At 44.3% G+C, this 22,084-nt stretch carries 26 protein-coding genes; 17 read left to right on the forward strand and 9 right to left on the reverse strand.

Translation table 11 applies throughout. From position 1 onward, the window contains the following. Nucleotides 1-19: 19 nt before the first annotated feature. Together bshB2 and AWH49_RS16525 are read right to left on the reverse strand one after the other, a co-directional pair. Nucleotides 20-721, reverse strand: a complete 702-nt coding sequence (gene bshB2, locus AWH49_RS16520) for a bacillithiol biosynthesis deacetylase BshB2 (RefSeq protein WP_063966801.1) — start codon at nucleotides 719-721, stop codon at nucleotides 20-22. Nucleotides 722-748: 27 nt separating this feature from the next. Beyond that, entirely contained in the window at nucleotides 749-1,096 is a 348-nt protein-coding gene (locus tag AWH49_RS16525; protein WP_063966609.1) for a YojF family protein, read from the reverse strand. A gap of 123 nt (nucleotides 1,097-1,219) precedes the next feature. Between AWH49_RS16525 and AWH49_RS16530 the strand changes: the two genes are divergently transcribed. Further along, nucleotides 1,220-1,783 (forward strand): nitroreductase family protein, encoded by a 564-nt coding sequence (locus tag AWH49_RS16530; RefSeq protein ID WP_063966610.1) that lies wholly within the window; start codon nucleotides 1,220-1,222, stop codon nucleotides 1,781-1,783. A 181-nt stretch (nucleotides 1,784-1,964) separates the two neighbouring features. Here the strand turns inward: AWH49_RS16530 and pdxK are convergent, their stop codons facing one another. Both pdxK and AWH49_RS20870 read right to left on the reverse strand, forming a co-directional pair. Further along, nucleotides 1,965-2,762, reverse strand: coding sequence for a pyridoxine/pyridoxal/pyridoxamine kinase (gene pdxK, locus AWH49_RS16535; protein WP_034287575.1), 798 nt, complete (start codon nucleotides 2,760-2,762; stop codon nucleotides 1,965-1,967). Nucleotides 2,763-2,807: 45 nt separating this feature from the next. Next, nucleotides 2,808-2,993 (reverse strand): general stress protein, encoded by a 186-nt coding sequence (locus tag AWH49_RS20870; RefSeq protein WP_280512841.1) that lies wholly within the window; start codon nucleotides 2,991-2,993, stop codon nucleotides 2,808-2,810. A gap of 187 nt (nucleotides 2,994-3,180) precedes the next feature. Here AWH49_RS20870 and AWH49_RS16545 point away from each other — a divergent pair, with 187 nt between their 5' ends. The 5 genes from AWH49_RS16545 (at nucleotide 3,181) to AWH49_RS16565 (ending at nucleotide 6,277) form a co-directional block, all read left to right on the forward strand. Next, nucleotides 3,181-4,506, forward strand: a complete 1,326-nt coding sequence (locus AWH49_RS16545; protein WP_063966611.1) for an RNA-guided endonuclease InsQ/TnpB family protein — start codon at nucleotides 3,181-3,183, stop codon at nucleotides 4,504-4,506. Between the two features lie 206 nt (nucleotides 4,507-4,712). After that, nucleotides 4,713-5,396 (forward strand): uracil-DNA glycosylase, encoded by a 684-nt coding sequence (locus tag AWH49_RS16550; protein ID WP_018394904.1) that lies wholly within the window; start codon nucleotides 4,713-4,715, stop codon nucleotides 5,394-5,396. Nucleotides 5,397-5,447: 51 nt separating this feature from the next. Next, nucleotides 5,448-5,627 carry a hypothetical protein gene (locus AWH49_RS16555; protein ID WP_034287570.1) on the forward strand — a complete coding sequence of 60 codons (180 nt, stop codon included), beginning with the start codon at nucleotides 5,448-5,450 and terminating at the stop codon, nucleotides 5,625-5,627. Continuing rightward, nucleotides 5,624-5,893 carry a YwdI family protein gene (locus AWH49_RS16560; protein ID WP_034287568.1) on the forward strand — a complete coding sequence of 90 codons (270 nt, stop codon included), beginning with the start codon at nucleotides 5,624-5,626 and terminating at the stop codon, nucleotides 5,891-5,893. Before AWH49_RS16555 ends, AWH49_RS16560 begins: the two co-directional genes overlap by 4 nt. A gap of 12 nt (nucleotides 5,894-5,905) precedes the next feature. Then, a complete protein-coding gene (locus tag AWH49_RS16565; RefSeq protein WP_063966612.1) occupies nucleotides 5,906-6,277 on the forward strand; it encodes a DUF423 domain-containing protein in 372 nt (123 codons plus the stop codon). A 44-nt stretch (nucleotides 6,278-6,321) separates the two neighbouring features. Here AWH49_RS16565 and gerQ read toward each other — a convergent pair whose 3' ends face one another. From gerQ to hemQ, 3 genes are all read right to left on the reverse strand, one after another. Continuing rightward, nucleotides 6,322-6,645, reverse strand: a complete 324-nt coding sequence (gene gerQ / locus AWH49_RS16570; protein WP_155894731.1) for a spore coat protein GerQ — start codon at nucleotides 6,643-6,645, stop codon at nucleotides 6,322-6,324. Nucleotides 6,646-6,658: 13 nt separating this feature from the next. After that, on the reverse strand, nucleotides 6,659-7,081 hold the full coding sequence (locus tag AWH49_RS16575) for a cell wall hydrolase (RefSeq protein ID WP_063966613.1): 423 nt from the start codon (nucleotides 7,079-7,081) through the stop codon (nucleotides 6,659-6,661). 147 nt (nucleotides 7,082-7,228) lie between these two features. After that, nucleotides 7,229-7,975 carry a hydrogen peroxide-dependent heme synthase gene (gene hemQ, locus AWH49_RS16580; protein ID WP_063966614.1) on the reverse strand — a complete coding sequence of 249 codons (747 nt, stop codon included), beginning with the start codon at nucleotides 7,973-7,975 and terminating at the stop codon, nucleotides 7,229-7,231. Nucleotides 7,976-8,090: 115 nt separating this feature from the next. Between hemQ and lipL the strand changes: the two genes are divergently transcribed. Then, on the forward strand, nucleotides 8,091-8,924 hold the full coding sequence (gene lipL / locus AWH49_RS16585) for an octanoyl-[GcvH]:protein N-octanoyltransferase (protein WP_063966615.1): 834 nt from the start codon (nucleotides 8,091-8,093) through the stop codon (nucleotides 8,922-8,924). An 8-nt stretch (nucleotides 8,925-8,932) separates the two neighbouring features. Here the strand turns inward: lipL and AWH49_RS16590 are convergent, their stop codons facing one another. After that, nucleotides 8,933-9,472: an RsfA family transcriptional regulator gene (locus tag AWH49_RS16590; protein ID WP_034287558.1), complete on the reverse strand. Its 540-nt coding sequence runs from the start codon at nucleotides 9,470-9,472 to the stop codon at nucleotides 8,933-8,935. Between the two features lie 167 nt (nucleotides 9,473-9,639). Here AWH49_RS16590 and AWH49_RS16595 point away from each other — a divergent pair, with 167 nt between their 5' ends. From AWH49_RS16595 to AWH49_RS16610, 4 genes are all read left to right on the forward strand, one after another. Then, entirely contained in the window at nucleotides 9,640-9,864 is a 225-nt protein-coding gene (locus AWH49_RS16595) for a YuzB family protein (RefSeq protein ID WP_018394895.1), read from the forward strand. Between the two features lie 138 nt (nucleotides 9,865-10,002). Continuing rightward, nucleotides 10,003-11,313 carry an HD domain-containing protein gene (locus AWH49_RS16600; protein ID WP_063966616.1) on the forward strand — a complete coding sequence of 437 codons (1,311 nt, stop codon included), beginning with the start codon at nucleotides 10,003-10,005 and terminating at the stop codon, nucleotides 11,311-11,313. Between the two features lie 91 nt (nucleotides 11,314-11,404). After that, nucleotides 11,405-12,043 (forward strand): site-2 protease family protein, encoded by a 639-nt coding sequence (locus AWH49_RS16605; RefSeq protein WP_063966617.1) that lies wholly within the window; start codon nucleotides 11,405-11,407, stop codon nucleotides 12,041-12,043. Between the two features lie 14 nt (nucleotides 12,044-12,057). Beyond that, on the forward strand, nucleotides 12,058-12,564 hold the full coding sequence (locus AWH49_RS16610; RefSeq protein WP_018394892.1) for a YwhD family protein: 507 nt from the start codon (nucleotides 12,058-12,060) through the stop codon (nucleotides 12,562-12,564). Nucleotides 12,565-12,719: 155 nt separating this feature from the next. On the opposite strand, the gene AWH49_RS16615 is transcribed toward AWH49_RS16610, so the two are convergent. Next, nucleotides 12,720-14,663: a transglycosylase domain-containing protein gene (locus AWH49_RS16615; RefSeq protein WP_082862921.1), complete on the reverse strand. Its 1,944-nt coding sequence runs from the start codon at nucleotides 14,661-14,663 to the stop codon at nucleotides 12,720-12,722. Nucleotides 14,664-14,807: 144 nt separating this feature from the next. Between AWH49_RS16615 and speE the strand changes: the two genes are divergently transcribed. From speE to AWH49_RS16645, 6 genes are all read left to right on the forward strand, one after another. Next, nucleotides 14,808-15,635 (forward strand): polyamine aminopropyltransferase, encoded by an 828-nt coding sequence (speE, locus tag AWH49_RS16620; RefSeq protein ID WP_018394890.1) that lies wholly within the window; start codon nucleotides 14,808-14,810, stop codon nucleotides 15,633-15,635. Nucleotides 15,636-15,637: 2 nt separating this feature from the next. After that, a complete protein-coding gene (gene speB / locus AWH49_RS16625) occupies nucleotides 15,638-16,507 on the forward strand; it encodes an agmatinase (RefSeq protein ID WP_063966619.1) in 870 nt (289 codons plus the stop codon). A 159-nt stretch (nucleotides 16,508-16,666) separates the two neighbouring features. Continuing rightward, on the forward strand, nucleotides 16,667-17,101 hold the full coding sequence (locus AWH49_RS16630) for a YwiB family protein (RefSeq protein WP_018394888.1): 435 nt from the start codon (nucleotides 16,667-16,669) through the stop codon (nucleotides 17,099-17,101). Continuing rightward, nucleotides 17,098-18,768, forward strand: coding sequence for an arginine--tRNA ligase (argS, locus tag AWH49_RS16635; RefSeq protein ID WP_034287538.1), 1,671 nt, complete (start codon nucleotides 17,098-17,100; stop codon nucleotides 18,766-18,768). The genes AWH49_RS16630 and argS overlap by 4 nt, the downstream gene beginning before the upstream one ends. A 249-nt stretch (nucleotides 18,769-19,017) precedes the next feature. Next, entirely contained in the window at nucleotides 19,018-21,102 is a 2,085-nt protein-coding gene (locus AWH49_RS16640) for a (Fe-S)-binding protein (RefSeq protein WP_063966620.1), read from the forward strand. A gap of 125 nt (nucleotides 21,103-21,227) precedes the next feature. Beyond that, a complete protein-coding gene (locus AWH49_RS16645; protein WP_063966621.1) occupies nucleotides 21,228-22,079 on the forward strand; it encodes a 3-hydroxybutyryl-CoA dehydrogenase in 852 nt (283 codons plus the stop codon). Nucleotides 22,080-22,084 lie beyond the last annotated feature (5 nt).

A 22,084-nucleotide genomic window follows, 5' to 3' on the forward strand; every position in this document is an offset into this window, starting at 1 on the left:
CATTGAAGCCCTGCGTTTTTTATTTAATTTCGGTTACTTTGTCATTTTCATCAAATGTGTACGTCCAGAAGTGCTCATAATTAAATCGATCGTGCAGTTCGCTTCCTTCTTGCGCTACACCGGCTTCAAGCTCTTTTAACATCCAGATCGTCTGCGAAATGTGAGCTTTCATTGCCTCCATTTTTTGATCATATACGTGGCGGATATCATAACGGATGTCGGCTGCACCGATTTCTTCAGCCGTATTGTTAGCGAAAGCTACGCAGTGAAGCTTTGGCCGTTTTTCCTCATCAATTGCCCGTACGGCACGAACGACAGCACGTGCGGTTGCTTCATGATCCGGATGAACCGAGTAGCCTGGGTAAAATGTAATTACGAGTGATGGATCAAGCTCATTAATTAAGTCAGTCATCATATCCATCATTTTTTGATCATCTTCAAATTCAAGCGTTTTATCGCGCAAGCCCATCATACGCAAATCTTGAATCTTAATCGCTTCTGCGGCTTTTTTTAGTTCTGCTTTGCGAATATCCGGAAGCGACTCACGCGTCGCAAAAGGCGGATTTCCGAGATTTCTTCCCATTTCGCCGAGTGTGAGGCACGCGTATGTAACGGGTGTTTCGCGTTTTGTATGAATGGCGATCGTGCCGGATACGCCGAATGCTTCATCATCGGGATGTGGGAAAATAACAAGTACGTGCCGTTCCTGTTCAACTTCCATCGTTTTCATGTTCTCAACCCTTTCCTTTTACTTAAATGGCGTTGTACCCATTTGCAAGGCAACCGCCAGTTTTCCGTCAAAATCATGGCCTGCCATGAGCAAGTGCCCGTCTTCATCAAATCCATAATGAGTCAATCCTTCTGCGTATACCCAGCCAATTTCGAGCTTTAGTCCAACCCGATACGGCCCACCACCGACAATTTTGCCATGTTCATATGTAAGTTTTGCATTGCGGATGTAAGCGCCTGCAGAGAAAAACTTTTCGTCAAAGTGTGATGCATATGCACCGTTCGTCGTTTCTAGATGAAGATAAATTTCTTCACCGGCAAATCGGTCCACGAGCTCCTGCACTTTTTCCGGTAAAATTGGTTCCATGCCGTTAAACCCTCCAGTCAAAATCAGTTCTTAGTTCATTGTACTAAAACTTTATCCAATTGGCGAAAATCTAGCTTTTTGAGTATGATGAGAAAGGAAATAATTTGAATAGGGGTGTCTGTTATGAATCAATCGATAAAAACAATCATTGAAGAACGCCGCTCGATTAAAAAATTCAATGGCCGTCGGGTAGAACAGTCTGATGTAACGGCTGTTTTAGCGGACGCCGCATGGGCGCCGAACCATGGGAATCGCGAACCGTGGCGCCTTATCGTCGCAGCAGAAAGTGGACTTGATGCGATCCGCACGACGATGAAAGAATGCACAATTCCGAATTGGACAGCGCTCTCTCCTGAAGAACTTGATAAAAAGATTGCTGGATTTAAGCTGCCTGGTGCATTTGTTTTTGTGGTAGTGCCGGAAGATGCCCGCCAAAAAGAAAGGCTGGAAGACTTTTCTGCAACAAGTGCACTTATTCAAAATGCACAATTGCTCGCATGGGAGAAAGGAATCGGCACATGCTGGAAAACGCCAGTATGGATTGATGCACCGAAATTCAGAACAGCACTCGGCGTGCAACCGGGCGAGCGAATTCTTGCTATGCTTCAATTCGGATACTATGACGAATTGCCAAAAGCAAAGCCACGCACACCTATAGAGCAGAAGATTACGTATTTTGGAAAATGAAAAACGGCCTAAGGGTTGTTTTTTATTTGAGTAAAAATTTACTGGAAATTGGTGCGAGCGGTCAGAAAGAGGGGGAGTGATCAAAAAATGTGACGAGTGGTTGGAAATGAAATAAGTAAGCAGAAACTCCGATTACTCTTTTGGAAAAAAACCGCCGGGCGCAGCCAGGCGGTCTCAAAACTTATTTTTGATTGTACGCTCCGTGCATAACCGGACCTACGTATTCGTTCAGCTTCCAGCCATGTTTGATCGCGGCGTTAACGAACTCTTTCGCATGGTTGACCGCTGTTTTTACGTCCTGGCCGTTCGCAAGGTTTGCGGTGATCGCTGCTGCGAATGTGCAACCGGCGCCGTGATTGTACGTCGTGTTATGTTTTTCGTCCTCTAGCAAAATAAATTCATTGCCATCATAGAAAAGATCAACCGCTTTGTCATGCTCCAGCTGTTTACCGCCTTTCACAACAACATTTTTCGCGCCAAGCTCATGAATTTTTTTCGCTGCTTCTCTCATATCATCAATCGTACGGATCGGGCCAACGCCAGAAAGCTGCGACGCTTCAAATAAGTTCGGTGTAACAACTGTTGCAAGCGGCAGCAATAAATCGCGTGTTGCTTCTGCGGCTTCTGGATTCAATACTTCATCTTCACCTTTACAAACCATCACCGGGTCAATAACGACTTTTTCCACGCTGTTCGCTTTAATCGACGCTGCAGCCGTTTGGATGATCTCTGGTGTAGCAAGCATACCGGTTTTCAGCGCATCAATGCCTGTTGACATCGCTGTTTTCAACTGTGCTTCAAGCGCATCAATCGCAAGCGGGAACACACCGTGGCTCCAGCCGTTTTCAGGATCCATCGTCACAATCGTCGTCAGTGCTGTCATCCCGTATGTACCGTGTTCTTGAAATGTTTTTAAATCGGCCTGAATGCCGGCGCCGCCGCTCGTATCTGATCCTGCAATCGTTAATGTTTTTTTCATGTTGAAAATTCCTCCTTCTAAATACACTTCCTTTAGTGTAAAAAACTATCGGCAAATGCACAAGGAAAAACGCCCTTTTTCAAAGGACGCTGTTATTGTGGCGGTCATTGCGTCTGCCAAACGCTCAGATTCGTCTTTATCATGTGCAAATACATAAATATCAACCTTCATAAATCCATCTTGCATAAATTGAGTGACAGCACTTGCTGTTTCTGTATGGTCGTTTATCATTTTTTACAGATTTTCTGAACGGGAAAGCCCATCGTCTTTAGACATGGGATGAGAGTGAGGTCGAACGAGGCGTGTCTTTTGGCACGTCAATCGTTCGACTTTTTTATTATTTCAACGCTTATCACTTGCGATAAGAACGTATATTTGGTTATGGTGGACGTATAAAGCGAGGAAGGAGGACGCAAATATGTTTGTCACGCATTCATTTCGAATTCCTTATGATAAAAAAATATACGACGAATTAAGGATCATGCAGCGGGAAGCCGCCTCCGTATGGAATGACATTGTTCGAGAAGCCACTTCCTATTATTTTGCTTGTAAAAAGTGGCTGAGTAAAACAGAGATTCAAGCGATTCGAAAACAAACGTATCACCTTCATTCTCAAACGGTTCAAGCCATTGTAGATAAGTACGCGGCGAACCGTGAAACAATCCGGCAGCTGCGAAAAACGGACAAAAAAGCAAAATATCCGTGGCGGAGAAAGCACTATTATTGTATTCCTTTAAAAAAAGCCTCTATGGACGTTTCCAAAGAAACTATCATAATTAAAAAAGTGGAGTATGGATACGCCCTTTCAGACTTGTTAACCAAAAAGAAAAAGAAAGCATGGACGGAAAAGGTTCCGAAGAAAAACAAGGCAGTCGTCATTCCCAATCGAGCCGAAGAAAACCTTGAAACGTGCAATTATGCGGAAATCGTGTGGAGAAACGGGGCCTATTGGTTTTGTTATGCGGTTTCTGTTCCTGAAAAAGATCTTTCTGCGTATGAATGTAAAGTGGCAGGTGGCGATTTAGGTGAAATCCATGCTGTCACGGTGGCAACGGAGGAGAAAGCCTTATTAGTATCGGGACGGGCGATGCGCAGTATTTCTCAATTTCGTGCAAAAGCATTAGCGGATTTGAGCAAGAAAATGTCTCGTTGTCAAAAAGGATCGAACCAATGGAAGAAATATCGGCAAGCGAGAATTCGTATCCGTCAAAAAAGTAAACATCAGCTCGAGCAATTGGAACATAAGACAACCAAAGAAATTGTTGTGTTTTTAGAAGAAGAAAACGTCACGAATTTTGTGATCGGGAACGTGTCTGGCATCGAGAAAAACACGAAGAAAAAGAAACAAAAGAAGAATAAGATCAGAAGACAACAACTTTCTTTGTGGAATCAAGGAAGAATCAAGCAAAAACTCACGTATAAAGCGCAATTAAAAGGCATTGCCGTGGAAGAAACAGAAGAAAGCTATACGTCACAAGACTGTCCGTTTTGCGGGGGAAGACACCACGCTAATGGACGAAGATTTGGTTGTTCTGTTCACAAAACAGAAATCCATCGTGATGTCAATGGGGCACAAAATATCGCCCGTAAAAAACACCACATGGCCGTGAAGCTGCTTTTATCGGTTATCTACAAGCAGCCTGTTTGGTATAAACGGTTTTTGTCAGAAGAACAAAGACAAAAAACGAAACATCCGAATGATCAACCGAAAAAAGAAAAACGTATCGCCAGTCGAATGGCGTAGTTGGCACAGACCTTGCCCTCTTGAAGGACTGTTATTCTCTCAAGAGTTGTTCGCCCAAGTCTCGCCTCTGCCTCTTCCTTTGGGATTGTGTAAGTGGGATGTTTGCGAAAAAGAACCCCATGGCTTCAGCCGTGGGAGTGGTCAGCCGCTCACATTATTTTCAAACAAAGGCCGGCTCGATTATAATGAACAAAGAGGTGATTTAAATGACAAAACAGATCTTAAAAAACGATTGGGGTCCGCTGCTTGAATCCGAATTTGACGCGCCGTATTATAAGCAGCTCAGGTCCTTTTTAAAAGAAGAATATAAAAGCAACATCATTTATCCAAGTATGGATGATATTTTCAATTCCCTCCATTTTACGCCATATGAACAGGTGAAAGTCGTCATTCTTGGACAGGATCCTTATCACGGGCCGGGACAGGCGCATGGACTTAGTTTTTCCGTACAGCCAGGTATTGCACCGCCGCCATCACTTAAAAATATGTATAAAGAATTGAACGCAGATCTCGGTTGTCCTGTACCAAATCATGGTTATTTGAAGCAGTGGGCGGATGAAGGTGTGCTGCTGTTAAATACTGTGCTGACTGTACGGGATGGACAGGCTCATTCGCATCGCGGAAAAGGATGGGAGATCTTCACAGACCGAGTTATTACACTCATTAGTGAGCGCGAAAAACCCGCTGTTTTTTTGCTCTGGGGTCGTCCAGCTCAAAGTAAGCGGTCGTTAATTGACGAAAACAAGCATCGAGTAATTCAATCACCGCATCCGAGTCCATTGTCTGCATCTCGTGGCTTTTTCGGAAGCCGTCCATTTTCAAAGGCGAATGACTGTCTCGCAGAAATGGGCGAGGCACCGATCAACTGGTGTTTGAACGAATTGTCGTAAAGGTTTCACGTGAAACATGTCGATTTTTGTTAAAATAAAGGAGAGAAAACGTTGTCTACGGAACCGAATTGTTTAAAGTGCCAGTATTTTTATGTGACGTGGGATCCTGCAGCACCGCGTGGCTGCCGTGCATATGGATTTAAAACGAAACAACTCCCGTCGATTGTCGTCCGCCGTTCATCGGGCCATCCATGTTATAAGTTTGCCGTGAAAGCAGGTGAGAAAAAATGAATATATCGCATGAAAAAGTACTTGCGAAAATGGAGCAGGAAATGGCCGCTGCGAAGATGGCATCGCCGGATGACGTCAAGAGGCATGTGTATGCGATTAAATCAATGTGTGAGTTAATGCTTGGAGCGGAAGTAAGTGCATACGAACCGCGTCCTATTGTTACGCCGCCGGCTGTCATGCATACGCAATCGCCGGCAACGATTCAGCAAACAGAGCGGCTCACAACAGAGGACGGTTCTAACGGAGAGTCTATTTTTGATTTTTAAAGGAGCAGAAAAATGAAATTATTTATTATGTTAGGCGCAATCAATGCCTTTTTAGCCGTCGCACTCGGTGCATTCGGTGCACATGGTCTCGAGGGAAAAGTTGAACCGAAGTATTTGGAAATATGGCAAACAGCGGTACAGTATCAAATGTTCCACGCGATTGGTTTGATCATTGTCGGCTTTTTAATGGGGCAGTTTCCAGACAGCTCCGCATTAAACTGGTCTGGCTGGTTGATGCTCGCAGGAATTATTTTATTCTCGGGGAGTCTATTTGTCCTTGCTGTCACAGCGATTAGCAAACTGGGCGCCATTACACCACTTGGCGGAGTTGCTTTTTTGATCGCGTGGGTGCTCATCATCGTTGCTGCAGTCAAAAATATGTAAGGAAAAAAGGTGAGGGGAGCCCTGAGTAAGGGACCCTCATTTTTTTAGCGATATGGATATTCGTACGCAATTTCACCATCGAATGTCGCATAGTCAAGATAAAGAAGCGGAATTAAGTAACGTTTTCCAGAAGGTTCGCTTAAAATTAAGTGATCGCGGCCTGCTGCTTCGATTCGTCCCCGAAACACTTTAGCGTTCCATTCCTTATTGTTTTCAAATGTCGTATATACCGTCACCATTTTCCCTCGGTTTAATCGGAAAATGTTTTCAATATAGGATTCTTCCACGACAGGTCGAGGCGGGGTAGCAGGTTGACCGGGTACTCCTTGAGCAGGCATTGGCATATAGCCGTATGGATTCATCTTCATTCTTCCCCCTTATTTAAAAAACTCTTGGACAAACAGATCGAAGTGGGCTGAAAAAACAATGTGACTTGAATCGTCCGGAATTATTCTGACCATACCATTGAGCAGGGCAGTCTCCTTCTGGCTCAAAAAACCAGAGTGCGTTAGACGCCGGATGATAACGTCCGCCGTTAATAGCTTTGCGGGCAAGATCAATGTCTCTTTGCCGCGCTCTTTGATAAAAGTAACTTTTCTGCGTCGCTTCAAAGCCGCCAGGTGACTGAAAAACCATATCGCGAATAGAACGCAGCTGGGCGAAATCAAGACAGTCCGATCGTGTCCGGTTCACCCCGACATTTCCGACCATTAGCATTCCGAGTGGTCCTTCGCCTTCCGCTTCAGCCCGCATGAGGCGGGCAAGCAGCCTCACATCTTCTTCTGTGTGAGCAACAGCTGCCACAACAACACCTCCCATTGCAATGTATGCAAAAATGAAAAAAGGTGTGCATTCATCATCATGTTGACGGCAGAATCACCTCATTCACTTCGGAAATTGAAATGACAAAGAACCGCGCCTTGATTAGGACGCGGTTCTTTATTACTTTATTTAATTCACGTGCATCATTTGAGCAAAGTTCTCATCTGTTAGCAAGTTGCCGACGAAGAATGAGCCGAATTCAGCATAGCGTGCACTTACTTCATCGAATCTCATTTCGTAAATTAATTTTTTAAACTGAAGCACGTCATCTGCATAAAGAGTGACGCCCCATTCGTAGTCGTCGAATCCGACGGAACCGGTAATAACTTGTTTCACGAGACCGGCGTATTGACGGCCAATCATGCCGTGGCTGCGCATTAAGCTTCCTCGCTCTTTCATCGGCAGCATGTACCAATTGTCTTCCCCTTGACGGCGCTTGTCCATTGGATAGAAGCAGACATACTGCGTTTTTGGAAGTTCTGGATACAGGCGTGCACGGATTTGTGGATTTGCATACGGATCTTCATCAGAAGAAAGATAGTTGCTAAGTTCTACAACCGATACATATGAATAAGCAGGGATCGTAAATTCAGCAATTTTCAACTTGTTAAATTCATTTTCAATCACATTTAATTCTTCCATTGTCGGACGTAAAATCATGAGCATGAAATCGGCTTTTTGACCGACAACACTGTAAAACGAATGGCTTCCTGCTTTTGACTCCTGGGTCGCATCTAATTTAGTAAGAAATTGACGGAACTCGCTGATCGCGTCTTCACGTGCATCACTCGGCATCATCTTCCACGTTGTCCAATCAATCGACCGGAAATCATGCAGGCAATACCAGCCTTCAAGCGTTTTTGCTGCTTCACTCATCATCATCACTCCTATGTAATTAGTTTCACCACCACTATACCATAAAACACTTGAACCGCTCCTATCATAAGGCTACAGTAAAAAGAGAATATTTTGTGAAGGAGAACATACTACTATGGATCAATTAAAAGATCTGCTGCGCCGTCCTATCTGGCGCTTCATAGATCAATCTGCTTACGGACCAGGATTCAACCCTATCTATTCATTTGCGACTGATGACGCGCTTTGCACGGCAGTTGGTACAGAGAAGAGCCCATCGACGGTCCGTGCTTGGGTCCATCATGACACGGTCGTGTTAGGCATTCAAGATACAAAACTACCTTATCTTAAAGACGGTCTTCAAGTATTAAAAGATGCTGGATTTCACGTCATCGTCCGCAACTCGGGTGGTCTTGCTGTGATGCTTGATGAAGGGGTGCTCAATTTGTCGCTCATTATGCCCGATACGGAAAAAGGAATCGATATTGACCGAGGTTACGAGGCAATGTACGCGCTCATTCGTCACATGTTCCCAGATGTGAAAATTGATGCGTATGAAATCGTAGGATCGTATTGTCCGGGTAGCTATGACCTTAGCATTGGGGGAAAAAAATTTGCTGGTATTTCACAGCGCCGTCTGAGAAAAGGTATCGCTGTACAAATTTATGTATGCGTGAATGGAAGTGGAGCCGATCGAGCTGAACAAATTCGTGAATTTTATGAAGCGGCGAAGCGGGATGCCGAAACAAAGTGGACATATCCCGATATTCAGCCGGAAGTGATGGCGTCGCTCGCTGAATTGATCGGGAGTCCACAGTTAACGGTTCAAGATGTGATTATTCGCTTTTTACAGTCGCTGAAAGAAATCGGAGGTCCACTTGAAAGCGGCGCAATGACTGCTTTTGAAGCGGACATGTTTAACGGATATTTAACCCGCATGATTGAGCGCAATGAAAAAGCTTTTGGATAAGTGATCAGTTACTCTGCTATTTTTTCTAAGTTGCCGTTTCGTTCCATTTTGAATGTGACGGCAGGTGTTTCATCATCGAGTGCCACGAATTTGCGGGCGCGATTCATAATCTTCATTAATGTTTCATAGTCTTCCTGCATGATTTCTGAAGACTGTTCGATTTGATTCAACTTATTTTGCAGTTGTTCATTTTCGGAACGTAGTCTCTCGTTTTCTGCTTTTAGCAGATCAATGGATTCCATGCCTTGTAAATAAGCGATAACATCTGTCATGTTGATTCCTTCTGTTGGCGGCACATAAAGCACTTTTTTCTCTAGTGTCCGGCTTCTTTGTTTGCGCTGTTTTTTTGCAAGGCTGAGTGCTTTCTCGTATTGTTGGCGGACGACAGCATTCCAGCGAAATCCGCAGGCAGCAGACGTGCGGTTCAGCTCGTCGCCGACTTCTTCAAATGCATTTAACTGCGTGCTGCCTTCGCGCACGTGTCGGAGAACGGTTTCAGCAAGCAGCAAATCATTTTCTTCGGACCAGGCATCTTGACGAATTTTCATTTGAATCATCTCTCCTTTAAGAAATAGTCTTTGAAATAGTCTTTAAAAATAAGGATAGCCAGAGAAGGCACATTTTATACGGTTTACATGAAGAAGATTGAAAGCTTGCAAACACGCTTTTTTCCATGTAAAATACCGGTTGAATGCAAGAGAAAGGAATGTTTTAAATGGCGAATGAATTTCGTGTTTGCGATGACTGCCAGGCAGTCGACCTTAAAACATTGATTCCAAAGCTCGAAAAACTCGATCCAGAGGCGGCGATTGATGTAAAATGTCAGTCATACTGCGGTCCGGGCCGTAAAAAGACGTTTGCGTTTGTAAACAATCGTCCGGTTGCGGCACTGACAGAAGATGAGCTTATGGAAAAAATCGTTAAAAAATTAAAGTTGTAAACATAATCACCTTTTCTTTTGAATTAGGTGATTTTTTTATATATTTAACAGTATATGCTTGGCTTCGCGCAAATTTTCCCATAAAGATGTGAATTTCCGCTATAATGGACAAAAAAAGGGACTGGTAGGAGGCAGGTTATGAGTTATGCGAAGCAGAAGTTGAAAGAAGAGAAAGTGTTCAAAGACCCAGTTCACCGATACGTACATGTGCGGGATGCCGTTATCTGGGATTTAATTGGAACAAAAGAGTTTCAGCGGCTGCGCCGGATCCGACAGCTCGGGACGACCTATTTTACGTTTCATGGGGCCGAGCACAGCCGGTTTAATCATTCACTCGGCGTGTATGAAATTGTGCGCCGCATTGTCGATGACGTGTTTCATGGCCGGCCGGAATGGGATTTAGATGATCGATTGTTAAGCTTATGCGCAGCGCTATTGCACGATGTCGGCCACGGTCCATTTTCGCATTCGTTTGAAAAAGTGTTCGGGCTTGATCATGAGGAATATACGAAACTCATTGTACTCGGTGAGACAGATATAAACCGTGTTTTGTCAAAAGTGAGTCATGATTTTCCAGAAAAAGTCGCGGCTGTCATAAATAAAACATATGAAAATAAATTGGTTGTGAGTTTAATTTCAAGTCAGATAGATGCCGATCGGATGGATTATTTGCAGCGGGATGCGTATTTTACAGGTGTCAGTTATGGTCATTTTGATATGGAGCGCATTTTGCGCGTCATCCGGCCGCGTGAGGAGCAGGCGGTTTTTAAGCAGAGCGGTATGCACGCGGTGGAAGATTACATTATGAGCCGCTATCAAATGTACTGGCAAGTTTATTTTCATCCGGTGACACGCAGTGCAGAAGTACTGCTGTCAAAAACGTTGCATAGAACGAAAGAGTTGTACGAAGAAGGCTATTCATTTGCGCATGAGCCGGTTCATTTCAAGTCCTTGTTTGACGGAGATTGCACACTCATAGACTACTTGAAGCTGGATGAATCAGTTGTTATGTTTTATTTTCAAGTGTGGCAGGAAGAAGAAGATGCAATTTTACGTGATTTGTGCAGCCGGTTTATGAACCGGAATTTGTTTAAATACATCGAGTTTGATCCAGCCGAAGAGACACAGAAGTATGCAGAGTTGGAAGAGTTGTTCCGAAAAGCGGGCATTGATCCGGACTATTATCTCGTTCACGATTCGTCGTCCGATTTGCCATATGATTTTTACCGGCCAGGCATCGAATCCGAGCGGCAGCCGATTTATTTGTTAATGAAAGATGATGTTACGTTGCAGGAGCTGTCGACCCGGTCTGAAATTATGAAGGCGATTTCGGGCAAGCGGCGCACTGATCATAAATTGTATTTTCCGGTGGACTTGCTGCGCGATGAATCATCGAATCGGACAACGAAAAAGAAAATTAGAAGCATTTTAAAGATTTACCGGAAATGAAAGCGGGATTCTCTAATAATCAGGCGTTATCCCGCTGTGAGCATAACTGAATTTGTTCCTTTCCTATTCCATACTAAAAGGAGACGCCTAATTGGAAAATTTTTTAGCTTTTGAATTTGAACAAATGCCGTTTGTCATCATCTCCTTGCTCGTCGCGTTTACTGTGCATGAATTTGCACATGCATACACAGCTTATAAATTTGGTGATAATACAGCGAAAGATCAGGGCAGGCTGACACTTAATCCAGTGAACCACCTTGATCCGATCGGGACTATATTTATTTTAATTGCAGGGTTTGGCTGGGCGCGTCCTGTGCCAGTGAATCGCCGCAATTTCGCGAATCCGAAACTGGCCGGGGTGCTCGTGTCATTGGCTGGACCGCTTAGCAACTTTCTTATTGCGTTTATTGCGTATGGTATTTTTGTTTTTGCGATGAATGATGCACCTATATTTGTCATCGATTTGCTTCTTATGATGATGCAGCTTAACGTCGTTTTGTTCGTCTTCAATTTGCTGCCGTTTCCACCGCTTGACGGCTATCGAATTATTGAAGATCTTGTGCCGCCGCATATGCGTGTGAAAATGACGCAGTATGAGCAGTATGGCGTGTTGATTTTTTTGCTTTTAGTCATTACACCGCTTGATCAATTTACGATTCAGCCGATTTTTAGTGTAGCGATACCGGCTGTCATCGGCGGTTTTCAATCGATCTTTAGTTTATTTTTATAAGAGGAGAATGATTTATGGAGAAAAAGAAAAAAGTTGGATTTAATATTATTAAAAATGATCCAACAGACGGTCATAAAGGATTTGGACAAGGGGCGCTAAGTTTAGAGCATATGTCGCCGGTTATCGTTGACGAGGAAGAGGGTTCTGCTCATATTGACATCGGTGCGATGCATGCCCGCAGTGCCGTGGAAAAAGGGATTAAATTTTTAAAAACGAAAGAAGAAGTACCAGATGCAAAATTGTACTGGCTCGTGTGGGTGACGGTGGACCGGAATGAAGAGGGTCCTTATTATGCGGGTGTGGCAGCATGTGAAATGACGATAAACCGGGAAATTCGCCGCGGCTACAAGTCGCTCCCTGAACATGTAAACCGGATGGATAAATCCTTGAAGCGCCATATTATTGTTGGAGATATGGATGATAAATCAAAAGGGATTTTGCGCGAGTTCCTTATCTCACATAATGCCGATTTTTGGGCGCGTTCGTCTGAAGAATTGAAAAACGGCTTGTCTGTAGGATAAAACGCTTTAAATGTGTCGGAAAAATGAACGTTTTGGATTTCGACTTTCTTCTGTTGCCGGACTTCGTGAAAAAAAGTAAACTGAAAGTAACGCATATATTGCATAAGCTAGGACATGCAAAACGCCCGGGGACAGCACCCCCGGGCTTTTGCATGTCATCGAAACCAATCCGGCAGGTCAGGAAATAGGAGCTCTTCATCATTTTTGACAGCGGGTGGGCACGATTGGTCAGGTTCTGTGCCGCTTTCAAAAAGCATTAAATGTCCGTGCGGACAATCTTCAGATGCTAATTTACCGCTTTTTAAATCGATCGCTACTGCTGTCAATCCGTCAGGGCGTGTGAACAACGCGGGTTTTTTCCCTTTATGAATATGTTCCATATAATCACTCCAGATTACTTTCGCACGTGCACGGTCTTCCGTTTTCGTAATTTCCGCTCCGTCATCATAGCCGGTCCAGACGACCGAGACGGCGGACGGCGTAAAACCAGCCATCCAATAATCAAATGGAGTTGAGCCTGATTTCCCCGCATACGGCCGCGTTAATTTGTCTGTCATAGCAGCACCTGTAGGCGTGGCATAGTCGCTCATTGCCCCGTCAAACATACCGGTCATCATATGCGTTAACACCCCAATTTTCTTCTCATCAAATCGCTGTTTCACCTTCTTTTTATACTTGTACAGCACTACTCCATCTGTACTTTCCACTTTCGTAATGAACACTGGATCGCTGTAAGAGCCACCTGATGCAATCGATGCATACGCATTTGTCATGTCCAAAACCGATACACCTGACGTACCTAGGGCAAGTGATGGGACCGGCTCGAGCTTTGACGTCATGCCAAATTGTTGGGCTGTCTTCGCAAGCGTCTCTGGACCGAGCAGCATATTTGTTTTGACCGCATAAATATTGTCTGATACAGCGAGCGCTTCAGCCATTGTTACATTGCGTTCAGCATACTGACTGTTAAAATTTTTCGGCTTATACGTTTCATTAAATGTCGTCGGCTCACTTTTTCGCATCGTCACCGGTGTAAACCCGTTTTCAAGAGCTGCGTAATATAAAAACGGCTTCATAAGCGATCCAGGCTGTCGAAGAGCCTGCACGGCCCGGTTAAATGGACTTACACTATAATCGCGCCCGCCTGACAGCGCTGTGACAAAGTGATTCGACGGGTTGATGGACACGAGAGCCGCTTCAACTTTGGCGCCAGAAGCAATGCCGTTCGCAATCGCTTCATCCGCTGCTTTTTGATGTTTGGGATTGAGTGTCGTGTATACCTTTAAGCCGCTCTGTTCACGAAAACCGAGTGATTCCAATTCAGCACGCACAGCATCGATAAAATACGGTGCAGTCGTTTTGTTATCGGTAAATGCGCCTGTAATATCGGGGACTTCGGCGATCGCATTTGCATATTCTTTTTCTGGCAGGTTCATTTCTGATAAAATAAGCCGCCGTCTGTCTTCTGCTTTTTCACGCGATACGAGTGGTGAATAAATGGACGGGCCTTTCGGTATGCCGGCGAGTAAAGCCGCTTCAGAAGTAGTTAATTCATCCGCGGATTTGTTAAAATAAAAGCGTGATGCAGCTTCTATCCCGTACGCACCATGGCCGAAATAAACAGTGTTTAAATAGCCTTCTAAAATTTCATCTTTTGTATAGAAAAATTCGAGCCGAGTCGCATACCACGCTTCTTTCAACTTCCTAGACCATGTTTTGTCATGTGTTAAAAATACGTTTCGGGCATACTGCTGAGTAATGGTGCTCGCGCCTTGCACTTTAGCCATCGCTTTCATGTCGGCAATAAGGGCACCGGCAATCCTTTTTAGATCAAGTCCAAAATGATGGTAAAACTTTTTATCTTCAATCGCAATAACGGCATCCATGACAGACGGAGAAATCTCATCCAATTCCACCCAGTACCGTTTTTCGCCGGTGTGTGCCTCTGATGCTTTCGTTCCGTCGGCCGCATAAAAAATGGTTGAGCGTGAAACGGTTGTATCCGGTGGTCCAGCAGCGGACAACGCATATAAAACAATGGCTGCAGCGCTTATGAATATGATCATTCCAACCCCGATCCACTTGATCCATTTTTTCATTAAAGCGGCCTCCTTATTCATTATTATCTTTAGTATGAAAACAATTCCATCTTTTTAAACATCTTTACACAAAATTCACTAGGCATTTTCATTAAATTGTTCTATACTTTTTTCCGTAAGTCTTGTAAAGAAGGGATGAAGATCATGAGTGAATTATGGTATACAGAAAAGCAGACAGACAATTACGGTATCACGATGAAAGTGAAACGTACTTTGCATACAGAACAGACTGAATTTCAATATTTAGAAATGGCTGAAACAGAAGAATGGGGCAATATGCTGTTTTTAGACGGCATGGTCATGACAAGCCAGCGGGATGAGTTCGTGTATCATGAAATGGTGGCGCACGTACCGCTTTTCACACACCCGAATCCGGAAAACGTCCTCGTTGTCGGCGGTGGTGATGGCGGCGTAATCCGTGAAATATTAAAGCATCCATCTGTGAAAAAGGCGACATTGGCTGAAATCGATGGAAAAGTAATCGAATACTCCAAAATACATTTGCCTGAAATTGCAGGCGAGCTTGAAAATCCGCGAGTCGAAGTAAAAGTCGGAGATGGTTTTATGCACATTGCTGAATCAGAGCAGGAGTATGACGTGATCATGGTTGATTCAACGGAGCCAGTTGGTCCTGCGGTGAATTTGTTTACGAAAGGTTTTTATGCCGGTATTTCAAAAGCATTGAAAGAAGATGGCATTTTCGTCGCGCAATGTGATAATCCGTGGTTTAAAGCGGATTTAATCCGTCAAGTGCAGGCAGATGTGAAAGAAATTTTCCCCATTACACGTCTGTATACAGCAAACATTCCGACGTATCCGAGTGGCCTTTGGTGTTTCACGATCGGTTCGAAAAAATACGACCCGCTCGCTGTAGAAGACAGCCGCTTCTTTGATATCGAAACGAAATATTACACGAAAGAACTGCATAAAGCGTGCTTCGCATTGCCGAAATTCGTGCAGGAGTTGACATAATCATGCGATTTGATGAAGCGTATTCAGGAAATGTTTTTATCGGCACACAGACGTCTTATGAAGACAGCGATGTCGTGTTGTACGGTATGCCAATGGATTGGACAGTCAGCTACCGTCCAGGCTCCCGTTTCGGTCCGGCCCGTATCCGGGAAGTGTCAATTGGTCTGGAAGAATACAGTCTGTATTTAGACCGTGAACTGGAAGAAGTCGCTTATTTTGACGCAGGCGATATCCCACTTCCGTTCGGCAATGCACAGCGAAGCCTTACTATCATTGAAGAATATATTGATGGCCTTCTGGAAGCCGGCAAAAAACCACTCGGCATGGGCGGCGAGCATCTCGTTTCATGGCCAGTCATGAAATCTGTGGCAAAAAAATATAAAGATCTTGCGATTATTCATTTTGATGCACATACTGATTTGCGCACAGAATATGAAGGTGAGCCATTATCACATTCAACGCCGATCCGCAAAATTGCGGAACATATCGGGCCGTCAAATGTGTATTCATTTGGTATCCGCTCAGGCATGAGAGAAGAATTTCAGTGGGCGAAAGAAAACGGCATGCACATTTCAAAATTTGAAGTGCTTGAGCCATTGAAAGAAATATTGCCAACACTTGCCGGACGTCCGGTTTACGTCACGATCGATATCGATGTTCTGGACCCAGCCCATGCACCGGGCACAGGCACAGTGGACTGCGGAGGCATCACGTCGAAAGAACTGCTTGCATCGATTCATGCGATTGCCGGATCTGATGTAAATGTCATCGGCGCTGATCTTGTTGAAGTCGCGCCGATTTATGACAACACTGAACAAACCGTGAATACCGCATCAAAACTCATTCGCGAAATGCTGCTCGGTTTCTTTTAAATAATAGGGGAGCGTCCGGAAACGAACCGGACGTTCTTTTTGTTCAAATAAAGCAACATTTGGCTATGTTCAAAATCAATTACTCGTGAAAAACAAGATTTCTGCAGCCTCCCTTTCTATGATAAAATAAACACACATTGAAAAAGGAAGTGATTCGGCGTGACAGATGAGCAGATGCCGGTGAAAATCAAAGTAAAGACGGATGTGGCATACGAAGGAGAGAATGAAACATTCGAATTGTCGCTGTTCGGTCGGCTCTTTAAAAAAGGCGGCTCTACGTTTTTAAAATACGACGAAGTGCAGGATGAAGGTGTTGTGCATACAATCGTAAAGCTGGCCGAAGAAAGTGCGTTGATTTTACGAAGCGGCGCACTGAAAATGCGGATGATTTTTGAACAAGGTGAGCAACTGAACGGTTCATACGAAAGTCAGTATGGCACCTTGCTGATCACGACGGACACAACAGATTTCACACACGAAATAAACGACATAGGTACCGGACGGGCGCTGCTCACATACAGGCTGCTCATGCAGGGCGACCCGGTCGGCACGTATACGATGAATATTCATTACGAACTGGAGGAACAATTGTGAACATTGCAGAAAAAATGCAGACGCAGCTGAAAGAAGAAATTAAAGCAGCTGTGTTGAAAGCGGGACTTGCCGCAGAAAATGAAATTCCAGCGGTCATTCTCGAAACGCCGAAAGATAAAGCGCACGGCGACTATTCAACGAATATGGCCATGCAGCTCGCCCGCGTGGCGAAAAAAGCACCTCGTCAAATCGCAGAAATCATTCAAGAAAATATCGACTTGTCAAAAGGCTCAATCGAAAAAATCGATATCGCAGGTCCTGGGTTTATTAACTTTTATATGAATAACAGCTACTTAACGGATCTTGTGCCGTCTGTTCTAGCAGCAGGTAATCGGTACGGTGAATCAAACGCTGGCAATAATGAGAAAGTGCAAGTTGAATTCGTTTCAGCTAACCCAACAGGCGATCTTCACCTCGGCCATGCCCGTGGCGCATCTGTCGGCGATTCTTTGTGCAACGTGCTCGAAAAATCCGGCTATGACGTTACACGTGAATATTATATTAATGACGCAGGTAACCAAATACACAACCTTGCTGTATCTGTTGAAGCACGGTACTTCCAGGCGCTCGGCCAAGACAAAGCAATGCCTGAAGACGGCTATCACGGTAAAGACATCATCGATATGGGAAAAGAACTCGCAGAAGAATTCAGCGATAAATTCGCAAATATGACGAAAGAAGACCGCTATAAAGCGTTCCGTGAACAAGGCTTGAAGTACGAATTGGCCAAATTACAAAAAGACCTCGCTGATTTCCGTGTCAAATTCGATGTATGGTATTCGGAAACATCGTTGTATGAAAACGGCAAAATTGACGAAGCGCTCGACGCACTTCGCCAGAATGGCCATGTGTATGAAGAAGAAGGAGCGGTCTGGTTCCGTTCTACAACATTTGGTGATGATAAAGATCGTGTCCTTCGTAAACAGGATGGTACATACACGTACTTAACGCCTGATATCGCGTATCATAAAGATAAATTTGAACGAGGCTATGGAAAAGTCATCAATATTTGGGGAGCCGATCACCATGGGTACATTCCGCGGATGAAAGCGGCTGTTGAAGCACTCGGCATCAACCCGGATCAATTGGAAGTTGAAATCATTCAGATGGTACAGCTATACAAAGACGGCGAAAAAATGAAAATGAGCAAGCGGACGGGTAAAGCGGTCACAATGCGCGAGCTTGTAGAAGAAGTCGGTCTCGATGCAGTACGTTATTTCTTTGTTATGCGCAGCGGTGACACACATTTAGACTTCGATCTTGATCTTGCTGTCTCACAATCGAATGAAAATCCAGTTTATTATGCACAGTACGCACATGCACGTATTTCGAGCATTTTGCGCCAGGCAGCGGAGCAGGGACTTGATGTGTCCGCGGACGCAGACGTATCTCTTTTGACGGCTGAAAAAGAAATTGATCTGTTGAAAAAAGTTGGTGATTTCCCACAAGTAGTGGCTGAATCCGCTGAAAAACGACTTCCGCACCGTATTACAAACTATATACAGGAACTCGCATCTGCATTCCACAGCTTTTACGGAGCGGAAAAGGTTATTGATAAAGACAATGAAGTCATGTCAAAAGCACGCCTTGCTCTTGTAAAGTCAGTGCAAATCACAATGAAAAATGCGTTTTCCTTAATCGGTGTATCTGCCCCTGAAAAAATGTAAAGATGAAGCTGCCGGGAGGCCTTTCCTGGCAGCCTTTTTTATGTCCTTGTACGGCGGAAATATCTCTTTATAATTTGATCAATCTGCCAGCATAATCCCACTAGATATTGGAAGTGTTATAAACTAGTGTTTTATGAAATAAGAGGAAATGAAAAAGAAGTTTCTTTAAAAGGTTCTTGACTGAATGCTCATTCATATAATAGGATAAGAGTAATTAAAGGGATATTAGGGGAAAGGAAGTGCACGGTTATGAATGGGTTACTATGGCTTAATTTAATCGCTGCTACTTTTGTAATCGCTTACGCGGGATGGTTATTTGTTTATTTACTAAAAACACGCTACGCATTTATAAAGCTTGGTAAAAAAGAGGAATTTGATCGGAAAAAGGATGAACGAATCCGTACTATTATGGTCAATGTGTTTGGCCAAAAAAAACTATTTAAAGATAAAAAGAGCGGCACGATTCACGTAATGTTTTTCTATGGATTCCTGCTTGTGCAACTCGGTGCCATCGATTTTATTATGAAGGGAATTGTACCGGGAGCGCATTTGCCGCTCGGGCCACTTTATGAACCATTTACATTTTTTCAGGAAATTGTAACGCTCACGATTCTCGTCGCTGTTGTCTGGGCCTTTTACCGCCGCTACATTGAAAAACTCGTTCGATTGAAGCGTGGATGGAAAAGTGGACTTGTGTTGATTTTCATCGGATCGCTCATGGTTTCGGTTCTGGGAGGTAACGGTATGGACCTTATCTGGCACGAGGAAAGTGTTCAATTCACATGGATGGAGCCGGTGGCGTCAGCTGTTGCGGTCATATTCGCCAATCTGCCACAGTCGATTGTCATCGCCCTATTTTATGTCATGTGGTGGATTCATTTGTTCGTCTTGCTCACGTTCCTCGTGTACGTGCCGCAATCTAAACATGCGCATTTAATCGCCGGTCCAATCAACACATATTTACACCGGTTAAATAAAGCCGGTACGCTCCGGAAAATTGATTTCGAAGATGAAACGCAGGAATCATTTGGTACGGGGAAAATTGAAGATTTTACGCAGACACAAATGATTGACTTTTATGCGTGTGTGGAATGTGGACGCTGTACAAATATGTGTCCGGCGACCGGCACAGGTAAAATGCTGTCGCCGATGGATTTAATCGTCAAATTGCGTGATCATTTGACCATGACTGGTGCAGCCGTAACTAGGCAGCAGCCATGGGTTCCAGCGTTTGCTTTTGCTCAGACGCGAGGAAATCAAATTGCTAAAGGCATCGATCCGTACAGCCCTTCGATGATCGGGGATGTCATTACGGAAGAAGAAATTTGGGCGTGTACGACGTGTCGAAACTGTGAGGACCAGTGCCCGGTTATGAACGAGCACGTCGATAAAATTATCGACTTGCGCCGCTACCTTGTTCTGACTGAAGGTAAAATGAACCCGGATGCACAGCGCGCTATGCAAAACATTGAGCGTCAGGGCAATCCGTGGGGCTTGAACCGGAAAGATAAAGAAAAATGGCGTGAACTACGTGATGATGTTCATATTCCGACGATCAAAGAAATGCAAAAAGAAAACATTAAACCCGACTATTTATTCTGGGTCGGTTCAATGGGCGCATTTGACAGCCGTAGTCAAAAAATTGCGCTGTCATTTGCTAAACTGATGAATGAAGCAGGTGTGTCGTTTGCCATTCTTGGCAATAAAGAAAAAAATTCGGGAGATACACCACGCCGTCTAGGGAATGAATTTTTATTCCAAGAACTGTCGGCAGCGAACATTGCGGAATTTGAGAAAAATGATGTGAAAAAAATCGTGACAATCGATCCGCATGCATACAATATCTTTAAAAATGAATATCCCGATTTTGGCTATAAAGCAGACGTGTATCATCATACGGAACTCCTCCATCAGCTCGTGAAAGAAGGCCGATTGAAGCCGCATTATGAGGTAAATGAAACGATTACGTTTCATGACTCATGTTATCTTGGCCGCTACAATGATGTGTACGACCCGCCGCGGGAAATTTTGAAGGCGATTCCAGGTGTGCAGCTTGTGGAAATGAAGCGGAATCGTCAGAATGGCATGTGCTGCGGTGCCGGCGGCGGAATGATGTGGATGGAAGAAGATACTGGCCACCGAATCAACGTCGCCCGTACAGAGCAGGCATTAGCTGTGAGTCCATCTGTGATCAGCTCCGGCTGCCCGTTCTGCTTGACGATGCTTTCAGATGGAACGAAAGCGAAAGAAGTGGAAAATCAGGTCGCCACATATGACGTTGTGGAATTGCTTGAGAAATCGATTTATGGTGTGAAAAAAGAAATAAGTGCGTAGTACAAGAAGCGAACGTTGCCTGCTTTACCCGTTTAAGAGTCTCGCATATAACAAACTAGGCGCGCTTGTAAATCGAGAAGTCTGCACGCAGTGAATCAAATTAGCACGAAAAGGGGGATTGCTCAATGAAACTTAAAAAAATCATGGTGATCGGTGCCGGTCAGATGGGATCGGGGATTGCGCAAGTTTGTGCGCAGGCGGGTTATGATGTGCTGCTTCATGACCTGAAACCGGAACACATTGATCGTGGGCTCCAGATCATTTCTAAAAATATCAATCGTCAAGTGGAAAAAAATCGGATGACCGATTCAGAAGAATCAAATGTTCTTAGACGTATTCAAAAATCAACGGATTTACACGATGCGGGTGGCGTCGATATTGTCATTGAAGCAGTCGTTGAGAACATGGACATCAAGCGGAATATTTTTGCTCAGTTGGATGAAATCACGCCTGATCATACAATACTTGCATCGAATACGTCGTCGTTACCGATTACGGAAATTGCGGCGGCGACGGACCGGCCGGAAAAAGTGATTGGAATGCATTTTATGAATCCGGTCCCGGTGATGAAGCTGGTGGAGATTATTAGAGGCTTGGCGACAGCGGATGATGTGTATAAAAAGATTGAGGATCTCACGAAAATGCTGGGAAAAGTGCCGGTGGAAGTGAATGACTTCCCAGGGTTTGTGTCCAACCGTGTCCTCATGCCAATGATTAATGAAGCGATTTATACGCTCTATGAAGGAGTAGCGACGAAGGAAGCGATTGATGATGTGATCAAGCTTGGGATGAATCATCCAATGGGGCCGATTGAACTTGCTGATTTTATTGGTCTCGATACGTGTTTGTCTGTTATGGAGATTTTGCATGAAGGGTTTGGCGACGATAAATACAGGCCGTGCCCGCTGCTTAGGAAATATGTGAAAGCAGGTTGGCTTGGAAAAAAAGCAGGTCGCGGATTTTACATATACGAATAAGCGGA

Origin of the sequence: Domibacillus aminovorans, assembly GCF_001643235.1 — a bacterium.
In the GTDB taxonomy this organism is placed as follows: domain Bacteria; phylum Bacillota; class Bacilli; order Bacillales; family Domibacillaceae; genus Domibacillus; species Domibacillus aminovorans.

Coding starts and splice junctions, on each gene's coding strand:
- bshB2 (WP_063966801.1), bottom strand. CDS start 721: ATGGAAGTTGAACAGGAACGGCACGTACTTGTTATTTTCCCACATCCC.
- AWH49_RS16525 (WP_063966609.1), bottom strand. CDS start 1,096: ATGGAACCAATTTTACCGGAAAAAGTGCAGGAGCTCGTGGACCGATTT.
- AWH49_RS16530 (WP_063966610.1), top strand. CDS start 1,220: ATGAATCAATCGATAAAAACAATCATTGAAGAACGCCGCTCGATTAAA.
- pdxK (WP_034287575.1), bottom strand. CDS start 2,762: ATGAAAAAAACATTAACGATTGCAGGATCAGATACGAGCGGCGGCGCC.
- AWH49_RS20870 (WP_280512841.1), bottom strand. CDS start 2,993: ATGATAAACGACCATACAGAAACAGCAAGTGCTGTCACTCAATTTATG.
- AWH49_RS16545 (WP_063966611.1), top strand. CDS start 3,181: ATGTTTGTCACGCATTCATTTCGAATTCCTTATGATAAAAAAATATAC.
- AWH49_RS16550 (WP_018394904.1), top strand. CDS start 4,713: ATGACAAAACAGATCTTAAAAAACGATTGGGGTCCGCTGCTTGAATCC.
- AWH49_RS16560 (WP_034287568.1), top strand. CDS start 5,624: ATGAATATATCGCATGAAAAAGTACTTGCGAAAATGGAGCAGGAAATG.
- AWH49_RS16565 (WP_063966612.1), top strand. CDS start 5,906: ATGAAATTATTTATTATGTTAGGCGCAATCAATGCCTTTTTAGCCGTC.
- gerQ (WP_155894731.1), bottom strand. CDS start 6,645: ATGAAGATGAATCCATACGGCTATATGCCAATGCCTGCTCAAGGAGTA.
- hemQ (WP_063966614.1), bottom strand. CDS start 7,975: ATGAGTGAAGCAGCAAAAACGCTTGAAGGCTGGTATTGCCTGCATGAT.
- lipL (WP_063966615.1), top strand. CDS start 8,091: ATGGATCAATTAAAAGATCTGCTGCGCCGTCCTATCTGGCGCTTCATA.
- AWH49_RS16590 (WP_034287558.1), bottom strand. CDS start 9,472: ATGAAAATTCGTCAAGATGCCTGGTCCGAAGAAAATGATTTGCTGCTT.
- AWH49_RS16595 (WP_018394895.1), top strand. CDS start 9,640: ATGGCGAATGAATTTCGTGTTTGCGATGACTGCCAGGCAGTCGACCTT.
- AWH49_RS16600 (WP_063966616.1), top strand. CDS start 10,003: ATGAGTTATGCGAAGCAGAAGTTGAAAGAAGAGAAAGTGTTCAAAGAC.
- AWH49_RS16610 (WP_018394892.1), top strand. CDS start 12,058: ATGGAGAAAAAGAAAAAAGTTGGATTTAATATTATTAAAAATGATCCA.
- AWH49_RS16615 (WP_082862921.1), bottom strand. CDS start 14,663: ATGAAAAAATGGATCAAGTGGATCGGGGTTGGAATGATCATATTCATA.
- speE (WP_018394890.1), top strand. CDS start 14,808: ATGAGTGAATTATGGTATACAGAAAAGCAGACAGACAATTACGGTATC.
- speB (WP_063966619.1), top strand. CDS start 15,638: ATGCGATTTGATGAAGCGTATTCAGGAAATGTTTTTATCGGCACACAG.
- AWH49_RS16640 (WP_063966620.1), top strand. CDS start 19,018: ATGAATGGGTTACTATGGCTTAATTTAATCGCTGCTACTTTTGTAATC.
- AWH49_RS16645 (WP_063966621.1), top strand. CDS start 21,228: ATGAAACTTAAAAAAATCATGGTGATCGGTGCCGGTCAGATGGGATCG.